This window comes from Anoxybacillus tepidamans PS2, assembly GCF_000620165.1.
GTDB classification, from domain to species: domain Bacteria; phylum Bacillota; class Bacilli; order Bacillales; family Anoxybacillaceae; genus Anoxybacteroides; species Anoxybacteroides tepidamans_A.
Genome location: NZ_JHVN01000002.1, coordinates 93,698 through 110,709 on the forward strand (window position 1 = coordinate 93,698; position 17,012 = coordinate 110,709).

23 protein-coding genes are annotated in these 17,012 nt (G+C 41.1%); 4 read left to right on the top strand and 19 right to left on the bottom strand.

What is annotated here, in order from left to right; all coding sequences use genetic code 11:
• The first annotated feature begins 3 nt into the window (after nt 1-3).
• Nucleotides 4-1,230 (top strand): sporulation integral membrane protein YlbJ, encoded by a 1,227-nt coding sequence (gene ylbJ, locus N667_RS0103240; RefSeq protein WP_027408244.1) that lies wholly within the window; start codon nt 4-6, stop codon nt 1,228-1,230.
• Between the two features lie 42 nt (nt 1,231-1,272).
• Here ylbJ and coaD read toward each other — a convergent pair whose 3' ends face one another.
• From coaD to N667_RS0103255, 3 genes are all read right to left on the bottom strand, one after another.
• Nucleotides 1,273-1,770, bottom strand: coding sequence for a pantetheine-phosphate adenylyltransferase (coaD, locus tag N667_RS0103245; protein ID WP_027408245.1), 498 nt, complete (start codon nt 1,768-1,770; stop codon nt 1,273-1,275).
• Between the two features lie 5 nt (nt 1,771-1,775).
• Entirely contained in the window at nt 1,776-2,339 is a 564-nt protein-coding gene (rsmD, locus tag N667_RS0103250) for a 16S rRNA (guanine(966)-N(2))-methyltransferase RsmD (RefSeq protein ID WP_027408246.1), read from the bottom strand.
• Between the two features lie 637 nt (nt 2,340-2,976).
• The gene (locus tag N667_RS0103255) at nt 2,977-4,374 is read right to left on the bottom strand and encodes a hypothetical protein (protein WP_027408247.1); all 1,398 of its coding nucleotides are present in this window, start codon (nt 4,372-4,374) and stop codon (nt 2,977-2,979) included.
• Nucleotides 4,375-4,522: 148 nt separating this feature from the next.
• On the opposite strand from N667_RS0103255, the gene N667_RS0103260 reads away from it, so the two are divergent.
• Nucleotides 4,523-4,912 (top strand): hypothetical protein, encoded by a 390-nt coding sequence (locus N667_RS0103260; protein WP_027408248.1) that lies wholly within the window; start codon nt 4,523-4,525, stop codon nt 4,910-4,912.
• 58 nt (nt 4,913-4,970) lie between these two features.
• On the opposite strand, the gene N667_RS0103265 is transcribed toward N667_RS0103260, so the two are convergent.
• The 5 genes from N667_RS0103265 to N667_RS0103285 form a co-directional block, all read right to left on the bottom strand.
• Nucleotides 4,971-5,252, bottom strand: a complete 282-nt coding sequence (locus N667_RS0103265) for a YlbG family protein (protein WP_027408249.1) — start codon at nt 5,250-5,252, stop codon at nt 4,971-4,973.
• Between the two features lie 23 nt (nt 5,253-5,275).
• A complete protein-coding gene (locus N667_RS0103270; protein WP_027408250.1) occupies nt 5,276-5,725 on the bottom strand; it encodes a YlbF family regulator in 450 nt (149 codons plus the stop codon).
• Between the two features lie 102 nt (nt 5,726-5,827).
• Entirely contained in the window at nt 5,828-6,229 is a 402-nt protein-coding gene (locus N667_RS0103275) for a hypothetical protein (RefSeq protein ID WP_027408251.1), read from the bottom strand.
• A 40-nt stretch (nt 6,230-6,269) separates the two neighbouring features.
• The gene (locus N667_RS0103280) at nt 6,270-6,503 is read right to left on the bottom strand and encodes a YlbE-like family protein (protein WP_027408252.1); all 234 of its coding nucleotides are present in this window, start codon (nt 6,501-6,503) and stop codon (nt 6,270-6,272) included.
• A gap of 10 nt (nt 6,504-6,513) precedes the next feature.
• Nucleotides 6,514-6,903: a YlbD family protein gene (locus N667_RS0103285; protein WP_027408253.1), complete on the bottom strand. Its 390-nt coding sequence runs from the start codon at nt 6,901-6,903 to the stop codon at nt 6,514-6,516.
• A 103-nt stretch (nt 6,904-7,006) separates the two neighbouring features.
• Between N667_RS0103285 and N667_RS19040 the strand changes: the two genes are divergently transcribed.
• Nucleotides 7,007-7,420, top strand: a complete 414-nt coding sequence (locus N667_RS19040) for a hypothetical protein (protein ID WP_051529933.1) — start codon at nt 7,007-7,009, stop codon at nt 7,418-7,420.
• Here N667_RS19040 and N667_RS0103295 read toward each other — a convergent pair.
• From N667_RS0103295 to safA, 3 genes are all read right to left on the bottom strand, one after another.
• Entirely contained in the window at nt 7,341-8,360 is a 1,020-nt protein-coding gene (locus N667_RS0103295; RefSeq protein WP_027408254.1) for a CAP domain-containing protein, read from the bottom strand. The two genes, N667_RS19040 and N667_RS0103295, sit on opposite strands and share 80 nt — an antisense overlap.
• Nucleotides 8,361-8,458: 98 nt before the next feature.
• Nucleotides 8,459-8,884, bottom strand: coding sequence for a CBS domain-containing protein (locus N667_RS0103300; RefSeq protein ID WP_027408255.1), 426 nt, complete (start codon nt 8,882-8,884; stop codon nt 8,459-8,461).
• A 14-nt stretch (nt 8,885-8,898) separates the two neighbouring features.
• Nucleotides 8,899-9,522, bottom strand: coding sequence for a SafA/ExsA family spore coat assembly protein (gene safA / locus N667_RS0103305; RefSeq protein WP_027408256.1), 624 nt, complete (start codon nt 9,520-9,522; stop codon nt 8,899-8,901).
• Between the two features lie 188 nt (nt 9,523-9,710).
• Here safA and N667_RS0103310 point away from each other — a divergent pair, with 188 nt between their 5' ends.
• Nucleotides 9,711-10,070, top strand: a complete 360-nt coding sequence (locus N667_RS0103310; protein WP_027408257.1) for a YugN family protein — start codon at nt 9,711-9,713, stop codon at nt 10,068-10,070.
• Nucleotides 10,071-10,079: 9 nt separating this feature from the next.
• Here N667_RS0103310 and N667_RS0103315 read toward each other — a convergent pair whose 3' ends face one another.
• The 8 genes from N667_RS0103315 to cyoE all read right to left on the bottom strand — a co-directional run bounded on the left by N667_RS0103315 (nt 10,080) and on the right by cyoE (nt 16,946).
• Nucleotides 10,080-10,388: an Asp23/Gls24 family envelope stress response protein gene (locus N667_RS0103315; protein WP_027408258.1), complete on the bottom strand. Its 309-nt coding sequence runs from the start codon at nt 10,386-10,388 to the stop codon at nt 10,080-10,082.
• Between the two features lie 135 nt (nt 10,389-10,523).
• A complete protein-coding gene (locus N667_RS0103320; RefSeq protein ID WP_027408259.1) occupies nt 10,524-10,991 on the bottom strand; it encodes a DUF420 domain-containing protein in 468 nt (155 codons plus the stop codon).
• A gap of 25 nt (nt 10,992-11,016) precedes the next feature.
• Complete coding sequence (ctaG, locus tag N667_RS0103325) at nt 11,017-11,925, bottom strand: cytochrome c oxidase assembly factor CtaG (RefSeq protein WP_027408260.1); 909 nt, start codon at nt 11,923-11,925, stop codon at nt 11,017-11,019.
• A 103-nt stretch (nt 11,926-12,028) separates the two neighbouring features.
• Nucleotides 12,029-12,361, bottom strand: a complete 333-nt coding sequence (ctaF, locus tag N667_RS0103330; RefSeq protein WP_027408261.1) for a cytochrome c oxidase subunit IVB — start codon at nt 12,359-12,361, stop codon at nt 12,029-12,031.
• Nucleotides 12,362-12,365: 4 nt separating this feature from the next.
• The gene (gene ctaE, locus N667_RS0103335) at nt 12,366-12,986 is read right to left on the bottom strand and encodes a cytochrome c oxidase subunit III (protein WP_027408262.1); all 621 of its coding nucleotides are present in this window, start codon (nt 12,984-12,986) and stop codon (nt 12,366-12,368) included.
• Entirely contained in the window at nt 12,986-14,842 is a 1,857-nt protein-coding gene (gene ctaD / locus N667_RS0103340) for a cytochrome c oxidase subunit I (protein WP_027408263.1), read from the bottom strand. The genes ctaE and ctaD overlap by 1 nt, the downstream gene beginning before the upstream one ends.
• Before the next feature lie 35 nt (nt 14,843-14,877).
• Entirely contained in the window at nt 14,878-15,945 is a 1,068-nt protein-coding gene (gene coxB, locus N667_RS0103345) for a cytochrome c oxidase subunit II (RefSeq protein WP_027408264.1), read from the bottom strand.
• Between the two features lie 83 nt (nt 15,946-16,028).
• Nucleotides 16,029-16,946: a heme o synthase gene (gene cyoE / locus N667_RS0103350; protein WP_027408265.1), complete on the bottom strand. Its 918-nt coding sequence runs from the start codon at nt 16,944-16,946 to the stop codon at nt 16,029-16,031.
• Between the last annotated feature and the right edge of the window lie 66 nt (nt 16,947-17,012).

Genomic DNA, 17,012 nt, shown 5'->3' on the forward strand with positions numbered 1-17,012 from the left:
TATATGAAAGCAAAGGCGTATACGCTTCTTTTGGCTTTATCCGTCACCGTTTTTGCCTTGTCTCTTATTTGCTATCCGCAACAATCGCTCGAGGCTTCGATTCGCGGTTTAAATATGTGGTGGGAAGTCGTTTTTCCATCGCTATTGCCTTTCTTTATCGTTTCTGAGCTGTTGATCAGCTTCGGAGTTGTTCATTTGCTTGGTGTGCTGTTGGAGCCGCTTATGCGCCCGTTATTTAACGTTCCTGGTGTCGGGGGATTTGTTTGGGCAATGGGAATGGCATCCGGTTATCCGTCTGGAGCCAAACTTACGGCCCGCCTGTATCAAGAAAAGCAAATATCGACGATCGAAGCAGAACGCCTTTCCTCATTTACAAATGCGTCCAATCCTCTATTTATTTTTGGCGCGGTGTCGATCGGATTTTTTCATAATCCTCGGCTCGGGATGGTTTTTGCACTATCCCATTATATCGGTAATGTGTTTGTCGGCTTGATGATGCGATTTTATCGAAAAACGGAAGAACGACATTCTAAGCCTGTCAAACGTCCCCCTTTTTCCATTCGCCGCGCCTTTCGCATTTTACATAAAACACGTCTTAATAATGAACAGCCGCTAGGAAAATTGTTGGGGGATGCCGTCCGTTCTTCCATTCAAACATTATTAATGATTGGCGGATTTATTATCCTTTTCTCTGTTATTAATAAACTGTTATATATGATCCATATTACTGAGCATATCGCTTTCTTGTTCCAATACGTGCTTCACCTGCTTCAGCTTCCGAAAGAGCTAGGCATCCCGTTTATTTCCGGTTTATTTGAAATTACGCTCGGCAGCCAAATGATCAGCCAAGTTGAGCAGGCAGATCTTTTAGAAAAAGCCATCGTAACAAGCTTTATTTTGTCCTTCGGCGGCTTTTCCGTACAAGCTCAAGTAGCAAGTATTCTTGCAGAAGCTAATATTCGATTTCAGCCTTTTTTCATAGCGCGAATTTTTCACGGTTGTTTTGCTGCCCTTTTCACTTACATTTTATGGGATCCGCTTTATGTCCGGTGGCAATCGACTCATGAAACAAAAGGCGCCATTCCAGTATTTCTAACAGAACATGCTTCTTCATGGGCAGCAAGTTATTATAAATTTTTGAGTGCATACGGGCCTATTGTTACCTTGTTATCACTATGCCTATATATATTGTTGCTTTTTCCTAAACTAAATAATAAAGAGGCTGACTGAAACGAGGGCTTTTTCCTGTTCAGTCAGCTTATTTTGCGTTTATTATTGCTTTGGCACAGAAGGCGCAAATTTTTTACGAAGCGCTTCTTCAACAACAGGCGGCACAAGTTCAGAAATATTTCCGTTATATCTCGCCACTTCTTTGACAATGCTAGAACTTAAAAATGCATATTGGCTATTTGTCATCATAAAAAAAGTTTCAATGTTCTCATCTAATACGCGGTTCATTGATGTGATTTGCATTTCGTACTCAAAGTCCGATACAGCGCGCAATCCTCGCAAAATGGTATTGGCGTTTTTACTGCGCGCATAGTCAACGAGAAGACCGTTAAACGATTCAACAACGACGTTTGGAAACGGTTTTACTACTTCCCTTAAGAGCTCCATTCTTTCTTCTACCGAAAATAGGGGCTTTTTCGATGAGTTATTTAGAACAGCAACATACACTTGATCAAAAACTTTTGCACCGCGCCGAATAATATCTAGATGCCCATATGTGACCGGATCAAAACTGCCCGGGCAAACCGCAATGCTCGCCATTTATTCTATTCTCCTTTCTCTACATATGCATAAATAGACACGGCAGTAATCCCATAAATTTCGTGTTTGACGCGCGCTAAATTTCCTATTTGGGGAGGGAGTTCAATGTCGTGCGCATGCTCCGCAACTACATGTCCATCTCTTTCAAGCAGCATTTGTTCATCTATAAAAGAAATCAATTGTTGCAACTTTTGCTTTCGATAAGGCGGATCGAGAAAAATGAGACGGAATTGGAGCTTTCGTTTTACAATCGCTTTTAATGCTCGTTCAGCATCGTTCCGGTATATTTCCGCTTGGTCTGTTAACCCGCACGTTTTTATGTTTTGGCGGATCGTCTGAACGGCTTTAAAGTCGTGATCAACAAAAATCATACGATCCAACCCGCGGCTTAGTGCCTCAATACCTAGACCGCCGCTTCCGCCAAATAAATCGAGGCCCATCCCTCCAAAAAAGTAAGGACCAACCATATTAAAAATTGCTTCTTTCACTTTATCTGTTGTCGGTCTTGTTGACATGCCTGGAACCGCTTGCAATGGTCTTCCTTTACATTTCCCCGAAATAACTCTCATTATGTTTCACCACGTTTTTAAACGTTTTACCATTCCTATGCTATCATAAACTTATTGATAATACCACACTTTGCCGTTTCAAGTCGTTTTTTGACAAAGGTTTTTCGGAAAGCATGTATACAAATTCAAGCATTGGTCATAATGATTAATGGCAACGTCCATATGGATGTTGTTGCCAACCACGGAGAAGACTTACGTTTCCCCATAAGTTCTTCCTCCGGTTTCTCCTCTCCCTTTTCCTTTGGCTTACCAGCTCCTTTTCGATGCGCAAGGAACGGGTAAGCATCAAAGGCCCCTGCAGGAAACTGCAGGGACTTTTTTTATGAATAGCGAAGTCAAAAGTGTTGATGATCCATTATTTTACCAAAAAATACAATGATACAGCTAAACACAAGCTTTTCTGCCTCTTCCCTCGAACAGGAACGCCAGCGGGCAAATGAATTTGCCCGCAAAGCGTTCGCTGTTCGAGGAGGGCATGCCTATAGTATGCCCAGTCGGCAAAGCAAGAGCTTCGCCGACTACGGCAGAAAAGCTAAGTGTAGAGCGATATCAATTGATTATGATTGGATAATTCACACACCTGTTCACAGCAAATTAACTCATCATTACCTTCACAAAACATTTTTAACTCTTAGATTTACGAAGCTTCTTTAACATAAATATCGCGATCGTTTGTCCACACCTGGACAGAAAACCAACGCTGTATCATATCTGTGCTCATGTATAGCGAGCCGTTAATATCATAAATAATAACAGAACCTTCCCCAAAGCGATCATTTCCTTGCATATATACTGGAGAATTGACAAAAAAACGCCAATTATTGTGATCTTTTTCAATAAACACCGCCTCTCCCGACTGTTTTACACGATACCCTAAATGCCTCATCGTTTCTGTAAATGGTAAAAGAATCTCCCCGTTTCGCAAAATCGATTTCACACCTTTTAATAGTCTGTTATTCACATAAACCCCGCCTTCATTCGTAAAAACGAGAGTGTGCGGTCTTTTCGTTTTTGATAATTCTGTAAAATATGTTGTAGTCCCCTTATGAACTTCCGATAAAGCCGCATCAAGCAAGGCTGGTGTGAGCATCTCTCCTTTATTTTGTAAAACAGAAGATAGGAATATATCCTGCTCCTCCTTTGTCAAGTTTTTTTGAATTTGTTCCATCGCCATTTTTGCTTGAGGGGTTACCGCTTGTTTTTGAAAGATGAGTGCGGTTAATAAATCGCCTACCCACTTGTTGATTGCACCACTCGGCCAAAAATAAGAAGCATAGTATGCACGCCTAAGCTCTGTTTCTATCGAAGAAAGAGAGTTTTTTTCCGGCACAACAATGAGTGTTGGTGATACATGCCGATCATTCCATAGCGACCGCACAATTGTTATTGACGGAGTGTCCATCCCTTTTATCGGCTTAAGATCTGCTTTATCACGTCCGTACACTTCGATATGCTTATATACCCTTTTTGGCAGCTCTCCCGGCTGAAAGTAAAGAGGAAACGACAACAACTTAGTTTGCGACCAAGAATAAATGGTAAACCTTTCTTTTTTTATCCTTTCTTCTAGCGGAGCACCCGCAATCCACATTCCGTTTCTCGTCGCATAATCGACAAGCTGCACGTGAAATTGTTGAGGCTGCTTGGCTAACAATACGACGGACCAGTTCTCAAGCCAAATCGTCTTCGTTTGTGGCAGTGGAATTGTATATTGAAAAACAAGACGATCTTGTCCATTTGTTTTAACAGAAGTTTTTCCATCTTGTCCATACTTGAGTGTTTGCTGTTTCTTACCAACTGTATAATTCAAATGCTTAGCCCCAATCGGTATTATAATTTCATATGATGGATTAAGAGTCCCTTCAACCGTTTGCGTAATTTCCAAAACGGTTCCGGTACGGCGAATATCAATCATATGCACTAATGGGATCTCATCGCTTTGGCTGTCGCTCTGTTCGTAGTCATGCCATTGCATATATACAGTTCCGCCGCTTATGCCTAAAAAAAGAACCATCATCAAAATAGCCGTTCGTATCATGGTGCAATCCCTCATTTAACTCACTTCTTACAAATAAAGATATCAAAAAATATACACCATTTGTATAAAAATGTCGAAATTTGTTTATCTTTTTCAGAAACAATGATAAAGTAGTAAATTGAAGAAAAAGAAAAAGGGGGTATTGCACATGATTCAACGATTTATTGAACTTGGGGAAGGATACTCCGATATTTACGAGTTAGTTGAGTTAGCTAAAGCAAATCGCCACCGTTTATCTGGCCTTTTTGCTTTTCATACCGTTAAAAATGGCCAAGCTGTAACGTCTTGTGTCGTTGTTCTTCATCCGACTGATCCAGGAGAATTTCAGCCTTTATATATTTGCCGCGAGGGAATTCCGAATCCTTCAGTCAAACCGAACAAACGATACGAATTATTTGCTGATCTCGCAAAAGAACTTAATTTGGAAATTATTCATTTAGAGGTTAAGCCGTCAACATTTTTCGCCGAGCGTGAACTATATTATCAGCATTTAATCGGAATTATGCGCATGAACCGCTTTATCCCTCCATTGCAATGAGAAACGAAAAATGCTTCCCGCTACATCAATAAAGCTGACTTTCAAATGAAAGTCAGCTTTATTCTATGGAATATCCTAATTGGAAATCCTTTTCTTTCTCCTTATCACCTTTCGACTCAAACTCCATTTTCAAAAATGGTCGGTACGAAGGCTCTACTTTTTTAACAAACGGCAAAGAAGCAATTTTTTTCATAAGGTGATCTGCCTCTTCCATATTGCAATACAACACTACATATTTAAGCCGTTTAGAAACATAATGAATATTTCCAAATTTCCGCAAATGTTTGCTATGTTTAGTTGAGTATAGCCAAACAATGATTCCTTGACGCTTCGGAAACATAATCCCATTCCCCTTTTGACAAATTACGTACGGCAGCCGCAGCTCCCTCCTGCGCCACATCCGCCCGAGCAACTAGATATTGAAGTAAAATAAGGGTTTCCTGTCGGCACTTTTACTTGTACCGACACCGCCTTCCCAACAAGTACGCTAATTTCATCCAACAATTCTTGCAATTCGTTTTCCGCTTTTTTAAAGGCGGCAACGCTTTCATGCAAATCTAGCCTTCGCTTTACTTCGCGTATCTCTTTTGTCACTGTATAATAATCTGGATGATATCTTCCAAAACGCTGCACTTCCTCATAACGTTCCTTCATTTTGGTAAAATAGGAAATCAACTCTTGAGCTGTGCGATCGTGTTTCAATCGTTGGAAACAATCACGATAGCGCTCGGCTACCTCTGAGTCAGCAATCATTTTTCCCAACGATTCGGCCTTGTTTAAAATCTCGAGCCGCTCGAGCGTTGCAATGATCACTTTATATAAACACCTCCGTTTTCATCATATCATGACAGCAATATGTAAGGAAAGCGAGATACTGCATAAAAAAAAGCAGTCTGACCCTTGTCAGACTTTTGATTACGAAACATCGGCCTCAAAATCATACGATACACCGTATTTACTTCCATCGTTATGAACGAGTTCGAGATGTACCTTATGTTTTCCAGTAGGTAATCCTCTTAGAATGAAAGCAGCAGTAAACACCTCATTTATTTTTTGTCCATTTAAATACACATCAATATGTCCTTCTCCCTCTACTTTGCGTCGCGTCCCCTTTTTAAAGGAAAAATTGCCTATAATGCATTCAATAAATACATCTTTCCCGCGCACATCATGTTTGACGTGTATTGTTTGTACGCCTTGAGCAGAAGCCGTTGGGATTGCCTCATACATCGTCTCAGGCTCTGGTTTATGGTTGGTGCATGCTGCCAAAACTGATAAAGAAATAGCGGCGATGAATAGTTTTGTTCGCAAAGACATCACACTCCTTTAGGGAGTAGTCTTTGCTTTTTTTAAAAAATTAATCGCGTATCGCCTGAAACATATGAAGCATAAGAGATGCCATTTCTAATGAATTTGCTACTTTTTCCACTTTATGCGGCAATGTTTGCTCGTAATATTCAAGGGCCTTTAATTCAAATGATGCAAGCTTGCTTGGGTCACGAGATAATATCCGGTACCATCTCGGCTTCTCGCGGATAAACATTTGTAACATTTTCTTTGATTGAATATATTGCACAACTTCTTTTCTCATTTAAACTCCTCTAATCTTTCCGAAACGAAAATGGATGATGTTCACTCGGAACAGTTGAAGACGGTGGCTTCATTCCTTGGAGTTGCCCGATCATGCTTTGAATGGCTGCTATCGCTTGTTGGACGCTGGCAATGTGCTGCTGCATTTCGTTCGGATCCATGTTTTTTAACGTTGATAAAATTTTATTGATAAAGAGCGGGCTGTTTGTCGTTTTGGTCGCTTGTTTTTTCTCTTCTTCTTTGTACTCATCCCATATCTCGTCTTCCTCGCCAAATAAATACCAATCTTCATAAAACTGCTTCCACGTTTTTGTGCCGTTACGTACTGCTTGAATGATTTTTGGGTGTTTTTTTACAAACTGTTTAAACTGCTCCACGGAAGGATCTAGACGTTTTTCCATACCCCTTCTACCTCCCTTTGCTCATCTACCATATACTATCGAATAGAGCAATGCGGCGTGCGCCCATTTTTTGATACAATAATAAAAAAGGAGGGAATGGGTATTGGTAACAGCCGTTGTAATCCCGCTCTTATTTTGTTATTTCTATTACATCACGCGAAAAGAGCAAAAAGAAATTCGCAAAAAATGGCGGCAAATCGGAAAAGTGGCGGCAGAATCAGTAATAAAAGGAACGATTGTCAACGTTCAAGAAAAAACGGAACATTATTATCACAATTACTACATTTACGTAATTGATCTATTGCTTCAATGCAAAAACGAAAAAATAATCGCGCGAATGCAATTACCAGTGATGCAACATATGCAAAAACCATCGTTTGAAATTGGCGAAACGATCGTCTGCTACGGTCAGCGGAATAACGATTTGTTTTTATTTTCTACTTACCAGACAGCTTCCACGGCTTTAGAAAATCTTGCGTATAATATTGACCAGCCACACCGACACCAAGATGGGTAAATTGCTGACTTAATAGTGTATCACGATGGCTTTTGCTGTTTAACCATCCTTCGACAGCAGCGATTCCGTCAACATACTGCGCTGCAATATTTTCTCCTGCTATTTGAAATGGAATGTGGGCCAGTAATAATCGGTCTTTCAAATCACCGTAAGTAGGCGAGTGATGGGAAAAATAGCGGTTCTCTTTCATATCTTCGCTGTGCGCATAGGCTGCCTGTGCTGCCTTCTCATGCCAGCTTAGCGGCGGAACATTGTAGCGCTTTCGGATGACGTTGGTAATCTCAAAAATTTGCCTTGCATTCGCCATTTCCACCCGCTTTTGCTCCTCTAAAGACAGAGGGCGAGGTGACAGCAGTTTGCCTCGATACATCAACTCGTACGGACGCAGTTTCACAAGTGTTTTTGCATCCATGATACGGATACTTGAAATCCTTCCAGTAAAATGATCAATGTAAAGTTGAGCATATATATCGTTTAGTCTGACAAGCGGTTGAATCGTCATGTCTTGCTCAGATAATTCAAAACGGTAGGTGCCAGTAGGTAGCGATACTTCTATTGTTGGAGAGAGGGAAATACGGTCAAATAATTCTCGGACCGGCTGGCCGATACGAAACGGGGCAACATCAATTTGCTCGCCGCATATAAAAGCTGTAACAACCCGGCCATTCAGCATTCCTAATTGCAAGTACGTTTGCGGCTGCCGATTATAAATCCACCATTTATAGTCATAGGCAGAGTCGTCCGTACGCATCGGCTGACCGAATTGTTTTGTTACTTCCTCCTCTGTTTTTCCAATTAAGTTCATAATTACGGATGTTTTCTTTTTTTCGACGAGGTAATGCTCCTTTTGCGGCTGCGGAGGACTTAATGGAGGTATATGATTAGGAAAAAAATAAAAAAAGCCTATAAATACAAGAAAAAATAGAAAAAACCATTTCACAAGGCCGTCCCACCTTCACAAAATCTCTTTACTGTCATTATATCCTGCTTTGTCCATAAAAAAAACAGAAACCCCTTATAAAAAAGGGATTTCTATTTTTAGTGGAACGGGTGTTGTTCTGAAATAGCACTTAATGCACGACCAGCGCTCTCATCCGAATATTGGTATGTCGCTAAATCGCCAAGCGACACAATACCGACAAGCCGGTCGTTTTCGATAACGGGCAGACGACGAATTTGATGTTTCGCCATTTGCTCGGCTGCCTCTTCAACAGATGCATCAGGTGATATTGCAACGATTTCTTTACTCATCACGTCAGTCACTTGGCTTGATCCCGGACGTTTCTCTGCAATTCCGCGAACGACTAGATCGCGATCGGTAATCATTCCGATGAGCCGCCCGTTTTCAACTATAGGAACAGCCCCGACATTTAAATCGCGCATTTTGACCGCCACTTCAAACACATTATCAAGCGGTGTGCAATAGTCCACGTTTGTGGTCATCACTTCACGTACTCTTTTCATTATTTCACCTCTTTTTATTTTGCGATGAACATTTGTGTCCAATAATGGCCGTATGATCCGCCTTTCGCGTAACCTACACCGATATGTGTAAAATCTTTATTTAAAATATTCGCACGATGCCCCGCGCTATTCATCCAAGCGTTAACCACTTCCTGCGGAGTCTGTTGGCCGGCTGCAATATTTTCTCCTGCTGTGCGATAATTAATACCGAAATTTTTCATCATAGTAAATGGCGATCCATATGTTGGTGATTGGTGCGAAAAATAATTTTTATCGCGCATGTCTGCCGATTTATAGCGGGCCACGCGCGCCAATTCCCAATCAAGTTGCAACGGAGGCAGTCCGTATTTTGCCCGTTGCTGATTTGTTAGACGCACAACTTCATTCTCGATTTGTTTTACAGCATCTAAAACAGGTACATATACCTTTTGACCAGGATAAATTAAACGAGGATTAGGAATTTGGGGGTTTGCTTGAATAATTTCCGACAGTCCTACCTGATAGCGCACCGCTATTTTCCATAAGCTATCCCCTGGTTGGACAATATAAGTCGTTGTCCCTTGTCCATGGGCGCTTGGCGGAACACTAATAACAAACAGAGTTACGCTGCATAATAATGATAACAACACTTTTTTCATTGTTTTCTCCTCCTTTCGCCTTTTAGTTTCACCAAAATTTTAAAAAAATGACGAACTCCGCAAAATTTTTTCCGTCATTGAAACGAAACTAAACTATTGATTGAAAGTTGAACGCTTTCATACTATTATAGATGAAGGAGCATTTCCTATTTATCGGGATATTGGTTCATATTAGGAGGGAATATATCATGAGATTCGAAAACACGGGCATTGAAAACCAAACAGCTGAATTGTCTCGCTTAGACGAATTAATGGAAAGTTTAGGATTTGTGCGCGCAGGTCAATGGGATTACGAGCGAGTTACATACGATCGCAAATTTGAGATTAAAAACGATGTCTACTATCTTCGCGTGCAAGGCTATGCGATCGAAGGCGAAGTGGATTCGCGCTATGCGTTAATCAAACTCATCACTCCGCTTCTTGGCAAACATTATTATCCGCATGGCGTTGAATACGGCGAAGGAGAAAACTTCCCATCTTCGTTAGTGAGCCAGTGCCAAACGATTTTAGCAAAAGTAAAAGAGGAATTGGCAAAAATAAATGCATGAGATCGATTCTCATGCATTTATTTTTGCATCCGCAAGACGTTTCACAAAAATATGGACATGTTTTGCAACAAATGGGGTCATTACTTGAATTTCAGCGGCGATTTGCTCTTGCAACTTTTCGCATACCGGAATAATAGCGGCCCCATATTTTATAACTGCCGTAACGGCGATCGTACAATAAAATTTCTCATGAAACAAAACATCTACAGTTGTTTCATCGAGCACGATTTCTTTTTGTTCACGCAGGCACATCGTTGCAATCGTTACTAACGTCAAATAGGCTGCACTAGAACGGCGCAACCGAGCTGCTCCCTTCATCGTTTTCCTCCTGCGGGCAAAATATTTTTATATTTATATGCCGTTTATCATCCTCTGTTTCCCACGAACCCCTCCACCTACACATTGTTTACAGAGGGGGCCTAAAAGAAAAGCCCGACCTTTATGTCGAGCTATCTAAAATCCTAAAATCGCCTTAATCATTGATGTCGTCTCTCCTCCATGATAGAACACATAAAGAAGCGAGTAGACAGCGACACCTGTCACAGCTGTAAAAAACCAAATAACGCTTGTAATCGGCCCTAATTTTTTATGTTTAACTAAGTTGTTTTTTAAACCCGTTAAAAGTGTAACAATCCCAAAAATAGCTCCTACTGTCGCTAAAAAAATGTGGAACACTAAGAAAATAGTATAGTATATTTTCACATCGTCCGGGCCGCCAAAACTTGTGTTTCCAATAAACACAGTTCTCGATAAATAAACGAGAAAAAACGCTAGAGCAAACGCCGCTGCCCAAAGCATCACTTTTTTATGCGCCTCGATCTTTCGTTTTCGAATAAGGCTCCACCCGTATGCTACTAGCGCAGCACTGATAACAATGCAACTTGTGCTAATGGTTGGTAAAATCGGCAATGAATGTTCCATATCCTTTTCCTCGCTTTAACTCTAGTTATGATTCGGAAGGATGCGGTGAAGCAATCGTTTCTAACGATGGCTCCTTCTCGCGTTCTTTTCGATACCAGTCAATGAAAATAAAGAATAACATTGCTCCGTACACAATTTCTTGAATAATTTTCATTAAGACGCCGCCAAGTTGTTGGTCATGGATAAGCGACATTGATAAAAACATTTCCGGTCCCGTTAAATGCAATGACGCCAGTGTCCCCTTTGGCACGCAAAGCTGAAGAGCGTTAAGCCATGCTTGCGGATCTGAAAATGTCTTATATAACGGTGTATCCGCAAAAATAATAAGAGCGCACGCAGGAGTTAGAAGCACGCCATTGGCAAAAATATAGCCTACTTTTTTAATATTGGACAACGTTTGCCACTCTGACAATTTATTAATCACCGGCCACCACATGAAAAAGGCGGAAATAAAAATGACTGTCGTAACCATTGCGTGATAAAGCATATTTGTTTTAATGGCATCAAAAATAAACGGTACGTGGTAAAACGAAAACAAACCGTTAAATAATAATAAGGAAATAAGCGGTTTTGTAAAAAAAGCAAACGTACGTTTTATTGCTTTCATACGAAACAGCTGTTCATACATCCAATTTGGAATTCCTAAGATAAAGCATTGCGGGATGATTAAATACAATACCGCCATTTGCGTCATATGAGCACTGAACATTAAATGTCCAAGTAAATCGATAGGAGAGCCTTTGATCACATAAAGAAGCACAAGCCCTACAAAAAAATAAGTCTTTTGCTTTGTAGGCGTCAACTCCTCTGTCGCCATTCTTTCACGCCATCGACCTACCGCTAAAACATAAAGGATGGCAATGACTAGAAGTACTCCTAGAAAAATGGGACTCCATAGAGCCATAAAGCCAAACATTTGCAATGATGCAAGCATATTCTCACCTCTCTTTCATCATTATACTATACATTAAACGTTTGTCTATTAAATGTCCCTATGATGTGAAAAAGGAAATCGGCAGCGCCGATTTCCTTTTTGATTACCACCAAACAACAGTCATAAACGCCCAAATGGTTAAGAATGCAACGAGCACCCCGCCATAAATAAATAGAGCTGGAACTTCATGACCTTTATGACTCATATGCATAAAATAGTAGAGTTGAAACGCTACTTGCACAGCGGCAAGCAGTAAAATAAATGGCACTGAAAACCAGTGAGAAAACTCGTCATAACCGACTGCAAAAAAGGCAACTAACGTTAGTGCAATCATTAAAACAAATGAGATGACTTGGTGCTTCATTTCTTCAGCATTCTTTTTGCGACGGTATGCTAAATCCACGTTTGGGTTGCCTGTATTTGTATGATTTGCCATACAATCACCCCACCATTCCCATTAGATATACAACGGTAAAAATGAACACCCATACAACGTCAATAAAGTGCCAATATAAACTTGCTACGTAGAATTTTGGCGCGTTGTACAGATTTAATCCGCGCTTTGCATTGCGGATCATTAACGTCAAAATCCACAGCAATCCGAATGCAACGTGACCTCCGTGTGTTCCAACCAATGTATAGAATGAAGAAGCAAAAGCGCTTTTCGTAAATACATGTCCTTCATGGACGTATTCATTAAACTCAAAAATCTCAAGTCCTAAGAAGCCTGCACCTAGCAGCACAGTAATCGCGAACCAAAGCTGCATTTTCTTAAAATCAAAATTTTTCATGTGGTAAATTGCATACACGCTTGTCAAGCTACTCGTTAATAGAAGCATCGTTGCCACGAATACAAGCGGCATTCTAAACAATTCGTGTGCAGGTGGCCCGCCAGCTGTTTTATCTCTCAATGCCAAATAAGTAGCAAAGAGGGAGGCGAAGAGAACCGTCTCTCCCCCTAAGAATAACCAAAAACCTAAAAATTTATTTTTCCCTTCGAGGGTGGCTTTTTCAGGTGCTGCAGGAAATGTTTCCGCTGTTAATTTTTCTTCAGCATGCATTATGCCTTAACCCCCTTTTCTGCTTCCATAATTTCTTCTTTATGAATGTGGAAGCCGTGATCATCGATGACGGAACGTAAGAACATCGAACCAAGCGTAATTAACAATCCGCCGATTCCCACGAATAGCCCCCAAGAATGCTGATTATGGTACATAAAACCGAAGGCTGCAATAAATAAACCAAGCGAAATAACAAATGGCAAGATTGAAGAGTTAGGCATGTGAATATCGCCTAATGGTTCTGCAGGCGTTAAACCTTTTTTGCCTTCCATTTTTTCAATCCATAATGCATCCAATCCACGCACAAGTGGAGTTTGCGCAAAGTTGTATTCTGGCGGCGGAGAAGCGACAGCCCACTCAAGCGTACGGCCAACACCCCATGCGTCCGCTTCTGCTTTTTTCCCTTTAGCAGTTGTGATGATAACGTTAACTAAAAGAATAATTGTGGCAGCTGCCATGAAAAAGGCACCTACTGTACTAATTAAGTTTCCTGTTTCAAATCCTTGACCAGGCAAATACGTAAAGACGCGACGTGGCATCCCCATTAAACCAAGGAAATGCTGGATAAAGAATGTTAAATGGAATCCGATTAAGAACAACCAGAACGTAGTTTTACCAAGTGCTTCATTTAACATTTTCCCAAACATTTTTGGCCACCAATAGTGAACACCAGCTAGGAGCGCAAAGACAACCCCACCTACGATTACGTAGTGGAAATGCGCTACAACGAAATAGCTATCATGATATTGATAGTCAGCTGCTGCCGCAGCGTTCATAACCCCTGTAACGCCACCCATAACGAACGATGGGATAAACGCTACTGCATACAGCATTGGTGTTGTGAAGCGAATGTTTCCGCCCCACATTGTAAAGAGCCAGTTAAAGATTTTGATACCTGTTGGCACCGCAATCGCCATTGTAGCCACTGCGAAAATGGCATTAGCAATTGGCCCCATACCGGTTGTGAACATGTGGTGCGCCCACACCATGAATCCTAAAAATCCGATCAATACTGTCGCAAATACCATTGAAGAATATCCAAACAAACGTTTTTTCGAGAACGTTGCAAAAATTTCCGAGAAAATACCGAATGCCGGCAACACTAAAATGTACACTTCTGGGTGACCAAAAATCCAGAATAAGTGCTCCCAAATAATCGTGTTACCGCCTTGCGCCGGATGGAAGAAGTTACCTCCGAATAAACGGTCCATCATCATGAATACTAAACCGACAGTAAGCGGAGGAAACGCAAATAAAATTAGCGCAGACGTAACAAATGATGCCCAAGTAAACATCGGCATGCGCATATACGTCATTCCAGGTGCGCGCATGTTAATAATTGTAACTAGGAAGTTAATACCACCCATTAACGTACCAAAACCTGAAATCTGCAGCCCTAGTACATAAAAGTCGATACCGTGTCCTGGCGACTCAAGCGATAAAGACGCATACGAAGTCCAACCTGCATCAGGCGCTCCACCTAAAAACCAAGAACAGTTGAGGAACACTCCTCCGAAAAAGAACAACCAGAAACCTAATGCGTTCAAAAATGGAAACGCAACGTCGCGCGCCCCAATTTGAATCGGCACAACCGCATTCATCATCGCAAAAATGAGCGGCATCGCAGCCAAGAAAATCATCGTTGTACCGTGCATTGTCAACACTTGGTTATACAGACCGCCAACTAAAAAGTCGTTGTTCGGCTTAGCAAGCTGAATACGAATAAATAGAGCTTCAAGACCACCGACAAGAAAGAAAAAGCCACCGGCAATCAAGTAAAGAATGGCGATTTTCTTGTGGTCGACCGTCGTAAGGTAGTCCCAAATTACGCTCTTTTTGCGAGCTACTGTACTCACGATTTAACCTCCCTTTTTGATATAAATCCCCTGAATTATTCCACTTTCAAGCTCATTAAATATTTCGTTAACGCGTTAATTTGATCGTCAGTCAAATTGCCATATGTACCTGCCATTTTGTTGCCAGGTTTCACGCTGTTAGGATCTTTTAACCATTTCTTTAAGTTTTCTTCGTTATGTTCTAAAATGCCGGCAATGCGAGTGCGATCGCCAAAGTTAGCTAAGTTTGGTGCTGTACGCGCTTGCTCCGGACGCTTATCCACTGGAGTTACAGCATGGCAACCGATACAGCTTTTATTAAAGATTGCTTCCCCTTCTTTTGCAACTGAGTCCGTAACAACTGGTTTTGCATTTTTCATTTTCTCTACCCATTGATCGAACTCTTTTCTAGGAAGCGGTTTTACTTTGAAGTCCATTAAAGCATGAGACGGCCCACAGAGCTCCGCACATTTTCCGTAGAAAATGCCTCCTGCTTTGTCTGCTGCTTTTTGGTCAAACTCTAACCAAAATTGGTTTTTGTTATCAGTGTTCGTATCCATTTTTCCGCCAACCGCCGGAATCCAGAAAGAGTGCTTCACATCAGAAGCCTTCAAATTAAAGTAGACACGTTCATTCGTAGGAACGACTAACTCTTGGCTTGTGATAATGCCATAGTCAGGGTATTCAAACTCCCACCAATACAGATTTGCGCGTACATTAACAACGACTGTGTGTTTATCGCGCTTTTCTTTATTCATTGGCTTTACATCAGAAAGTTTAAACGTCGCTGAAACGGTCGGAACCGCCAAAATAAGAAGAAGAATAATTGGAATGACAGTCCAAATAATTTCTAGCGTGTGGCTTCCTTCCACTTGCTTTGGAATTTTCTTTTCTTCGCCTTTACGTTGCCGGAAACGAATGACAACATAGACGAAGATAATTGTTACAACAACAATAACAAGAACCATGATGGCTGTGCTTAGCAGCATAAGTGAATACTGCATATCTGCTACTTCACCGGCTGGTTGCAGCGTCGATAAAAACGGCTTGCCACAACCGGCTAATAGAAGCGCCATTACGCTAAAAAGAGAAAATAAGCGCCAATTAAGTAGCCATTTCTTCATAGCCTAATCAAACCCCTCTTTCAATTTTGAATAAAGTATATAAATTCTTTCTCTATATTAATGTAGAAAGAATTGTAAACACATTAGTCAATGGCTGAAATCACCATAGCAACAAATAAAATAGTTAAATAATTTAACGAATAAACAAACATCCATTTTGCCCATTTTAAATCGTCTTTCATTTTAAAGCCATAAAGCCCTAACGCAAGCCATCCTACATTCAATAAAGTAGCAATAACAAGAAACAGTTTGCCTAAAGAAAATAAATAAAACGGCAGCGGCAACAAACAAGCAATCCACACAACAATCTGCCGCTTTGTAACCGAAAAACCATGGACAACAGGCAACATTGGAATGCCTGCCGCACGATACTCTTCACATCGCTTCATCGCAAGCGCCAAGAAATGTGGCGGTTGCCATAAAAACATCAACAAGAATAAAACGAGCGGAACAATATGAAAATTCGGATCAACGGCTGTCCAACCGATCACAGGCGGGACCGCGCCGGAGATGCTTCCAATCACTGTGTTTAATGTATTGCTCCGCTTCGACCACATAGTATATAAAAACACATATGTGACGACGCCGATTAAGCCAACAATAGCTGCTGTGACCGTTGTCATGAGCAAGCTAAGCGTTCCGACAACAGTAAGCAAAATACCAAGCCACAAGACCCGCTTCGGTTCCATCGTCCCTTTTACAGTCGGTCTTGTTTTTGTTCGCTCCATTAAATGATCAATATCACGATCAATAAAATTATTTATGCTACAAGCGCCAGCAATAATAAGAGCTGAGCCAAAAAGAGTAAAAAAGACGGTTTGAAGATTCTCGAGGAATCCTTCTCCCATAAAATAAAACGCAAGCCATAATCCCGTAAACGTCGTAATTAAATTCGAGTTCACAATGCCGATTTTTATAACAGAAAGAAAATCTTTCCATACACTCGTCAATTGTACACTTTGAACTTCTTCACGAGTTTGAGTGGCCGCTTCATTTGCCATCATTGATTCCTCCTTCATTCCCCGCTCCACACTCGGAGTAACAGGCCACATGAATACGTTTACAAG